We start from the raw sequence: 3461 nt of genomic DNA, 5'->3' as shown, positions 1-3461 counted from the left end.
GGTCTTGTTCGTTTGCACAAATGGTCGGATGAACTGCGCATGCAACAACACGACCTCGTGTCCCAACGCCTGAATTTTACGTGCCCACCAGTGAGCGCTCCCGCACGCTTCGAGAGCGACACGCCCGGCGGGACGCTGAGCCAGAAACGCGATCAGATCGTCACGGCCAAACCTCCGATTCGCAATCTCGCCGGTTTGGGCGTCGACCCAGTACAACTGGAACACCCGCTTTGCAACATCCAGTCCGTATGTCGTAGCATTCATTTGGGGCCTCCGTTCCTCAAGTGGTTGTGTCGCAACTCCACTTTGGCACATTGATGCCGTTCGGTTCTGGAGGCCCTCAATCATGCCCACCTCCCCGAAGGGAGGGCGGTGTCCATTCCATCTCGGCCGGTTGGAGTCGCTGACCTGTGCCGCGACAAAGCTTTTGTTGGCGCAGGAAGGTTGCTTCGACTCGCAGCTTACGGCGGAAGACTTGCGGGACGGCCATCCGCATCGCGCCGACGGGAGTAGTCAGCCCGGCGGCTCTGCGTTATCAGGGCCCTGCTATGAACTCGAGGTCTCCGTACCAGGCACGTGTCGAAGTCCCGGTATTGTCCGTATCGGTCAGCAGGCCGTATCCGGTGATTCGGCCTGGCGGCTCGTGAAAGACTCGCTCGTAATCTTTTACGATATCGCGGCGCAGGTTTTGCCACTGACCTGCATCGCCGGACTGACCGGAAACCACGATCATCTCCACGCGGTCCGTGTGAGGGTTGGCAATGACCGTGCCTGGCGCGGCGTTGGTCGACCAGATATACATCAGCGTGGCATAGGGGAGATCTTGGCCACCAAGGCGCTTTGCCAGATCCATTTTTGCCCGGTCGAACACCGACAGCTTGCTTTTGTCGCCGTCGAATAAGAATACCAGGCGCGCCGGCGCATCTTCCTTCGATCCGACGCGATTGTCCGCGCCTTCAATCGGTCGTTCCACTTTCCAGCGCCATGTCACGACGGGGGAGCGGACGAGGTCGATATTGCCCTCGTGCATGAGCGCAGAAGCAGAGCGGTTCGCGTCCGCCTGCAGGACAGTCGTATGGCCGTCGTGAATAAGCGTGTACTGCGTCATTGGCTTGCCACGCACGACCGGCAGGTTCTTCCAGCCTGCAGGCAGTTGTGCGCTGGGCGCGATCGTGGAAAAGGCGATCCCCGCCTTTTCGTCCTGCGCAACAAGGGCTGGCGGCAACACAAGGAGCACGATGGACACGGCGATCCACGCCGGCCGGGCTGCTCGTTTCCGCGGTCGCTTGATCCAGGGAAGAGGCATGAATAGTCGCACTCGTGTTTGCCCAGCATCCAGTGTGGTCGGCTCAGCTGACACCATTTTACGTACTTTTTACACCGGCGGTCAGGTTGATGGGGACAATGAATCTGAAGCACACCCGCCGGCATCCCGGTCGGCCTGGTCGTACGCCTCCCTCCTGCGGACGGCATGTTGCTGCCGCTCTCGCTCAGGCTGTCGTTGACTGTGTCGTGCGCGTTCTTGCAGCCTGCCCCGGAGTGGGTTCCCACGACCGACAGCTCAACGAAGGGCTCGGGCATGCATCGTGTACGAAGCGCTATGGACGCGAGTTGGGGCGGGCAGTCTTATGCCGAAATGTCGTCCCACCCTCATTCCACTTGAAGGAAGGGAATCCTATGTCCACCACCCCGGCGGCTTCAACACGAGAATCGCGCATGCAATCTTCGTGATTCTTTCCGTCATCACCGCCCTGTTGATGAAGCATCGGTCATATCGCAGTCGCAATCCTGCGGCAATTGTTCGCCGGCAGCGGGGAGGCTCCTGAAGCCCTATTGCGAACAAACAGCCGTCTTAGTTGCTCGGCGCGCGGCCCACCTGGCCGCCAGAGTATTGCAGGGCATCATCGATGCATGCCGTGTCTCCGGATTATGCACGCGCTGCTCCGCCGCTTCCCCCGGATCGCCCATAACTGCGCGGATTGGCCGGTCCGCCGAATCCGATTTAGCTCCACGCGTGCGGGTGCGTCGTACGCGCCGCATACGTCGTGCAGTACCGCTGCGAGAAGAAGAGTTTCAACGGCATGCCGCGCCATGAGGCACCTTCCAGTTCGAGCTCCATCGCCTGCAACAGCGCAACCTGCGATGCCTCTTCGATAGTTGCGAACGGCAAGCCGAAGCGCGTGCGCTTCTCCTCGTCGCGCCGCGAGACCGAAGCGCCATGCTTCCTGCAACGCCGGCAAACGCGCATCGCGGTAATCGTCGCCGCTGTTGTTCGCGAGTTTCCCGTCGACAGTGCTGCAACCGGAATCTGCGGCGGGTCGTTGCGTTGCGGGACGATGCACGCGCACAGGGACGTGAGCGCACGCCATTACACGGCCTCGCAGAAACTGACGAGGACGGCGTGACGAGGCGCTGGTCGATCACGGCGCGCGTCGCAAGCATCGCGTCGGTTCAAAAGCGGGACCGTGATCCGCGTTTCGTCGAAGTGAAGGAATCCGTCCAGTTCATCCAGCGCTTTCCGAGCGGGTTCACGGCTACCTGCATGTCGAGCTATGCGAGTCACGAGTCGCGATTCTTCCGGCCGCAAGGGCCGCAGGGATGGGGTCGTCGAGATGGACCCCGCGTTCGGCCACAACGCACTGCGCATGCGGCACGGGCATGCTCGTCGACGGCAAGAGTGCGACCACGGAATTGCAGATCGATCCGCAGGAAGAGACGTTCTAGCTCCGTCCGCTCGCGAGCGCGTTCTCGGCTCACATCTGTGCGAGCGACTCGTCATGCAAGAGGACGACGTGCTCTGGGTCGAAACTTCTACACGGGAACGAAGGACGACATCGCGCATTTACTCGACAGCCAACTTCGAGCTGATGCGGTTCACAATGTGACCTTTCCGCTGTATGTCGAAGTGGATGAAATATTATAGCCTTGCTTGTCCCGCCTCGCCGGTCCACTATCAGCGTGATCCGCTGCAGGCGACAAAGACCAGCGTGCATGCCGCCACCGAGTGAAGCTCCGGGGCAACGCCCACTACGAAGCGACGATTCCACGAATTCCTAATCGCGGCAAAGATAGCGCTGATCAACAGCCTCGGCTTCTGTACGCCTACTGCGTCGACCCCTTCATAACAGTGGTGCGGTGGTTTACGTCCTGAGACGGCGTACAGGTCGTCATTTTCGCCTTGTTCTACCCGCAAACCCTTTGTTTTCGGGTCTCATGCCGTTGCGTATTCGCGTTCGCATTGATAGGCTATCGGAAGCTCGAGGAATTGCACCTTTGCGTATGTCGATGACTATTCAAAGGCAAGAATCTCGGGCCAATCTTTGGTCTTACACGAGGAACACATGGCAAAAGCAAGTGCAACAAACACTGTAAAGGCTCCTAAAACCTTTCGATTACCCACAATTCTTAGCACTACCCTCTGTTAACCGAAGGACGATTCTGTTAACGTCATTGCATGCACA

The 3461-nt window shown here is 59.4% G+C and carries 3 protein-coding genes and 2 pseudogenes; 2 read left to right on the top strand and 3 right to left on the bottom strand.

Annotation, left to right across the window (positions count from 1 at the left end):
• From AWB81_RS41280 to AWB81_RS41270, 3 genes and pseudogenes are all read right to left on the bottom strand, one after another.
• Positions 1–264: pseudogene (locus tag AWB81_RS41280) on the bottom strand (IS110 family transposase); the annotation flags it as partial.
• 271 nt (positions 265–535) lie between these two features.
• Positions 536–1306, bottom strand: coding sequence for a DUF3047 domain-containing protein (locus AWB81_RS41275; protein ID WP_062644231.1), 771 nt, complete (start codon positions 1304–1306; stop codon positions 536–538).
• Between the two features lie 696 nt (positions 1307–2002).
• Positions 2003–2308 carry a gluconate 2-dehydrogenase subunit 3 family protein gene (locus AWB81_RS41270; protein WP_235026197.1) on the bottom strand — a complete coding sequence of 102 codons (306 nt, stop codon included), beginning with the start codon at positions 2306–2308 and terminating at the stop codon, positions 2003–2005.
• Positions 2309–2598: 290 nt separating this feature from the next.
• Between AWB81_RS41270 and AWB81_RS48470 the strand changes: the two genes are divergently transcribed.
• Both AWB81_RS48470 and AWB81_RS46655 read left to right on the top strand, forming a co-directional pair.
• Positions 2599–2724 (top strand): hypothetical protein, encoded by a 126-nt coding sequence (locus AWB81_RS48470; protein WP_268811809.1) that lies wholly within the window; start codon positions 2599–2601, stop codon positions 2722–2724.
• 53 nt (positions 2725–2777) lie between these two features.
• Positions 2778–2999, top strand: a pseudogene (locus AWB81_RS46655) (SDR family NAD-dependent epimerase/dehydratase); the annotation flags it as partial.
• Between the last annotated feature and the right edge of the window lie 462 nt (positions 3000–3461).

It is taken from the genome of Caballeronia arationis (assembly GCF_001544975.2).
GTDB lineage: Bacteria > Pseudomonadota > Gammaproteobacteria > Burkholderiales > Burkholderiaceae > Caballeronia > Caballeronia arationis.
Note: the sequence above shows the minus strand (reverse complement) of the source record. Positions and strands in the feature narration are given on the sequence as shown.

Coding starts and splice junctions, on each gene's coding strand:
- AWB81_RS48470 (WP_268811809.1), top strand. CDS start 2,599: ATGGGGTCGTCGAGATGGACCCCGCGTTCGGCCACAACGCACTGCGCA.
- AWB81_RS41275 (WP_062644231.1), bottom strand. CDS start 1,306: ATGCCTCTTCCCTGGATCAAGCGACCGCGGAAACGAGCAGCCCGGCCG.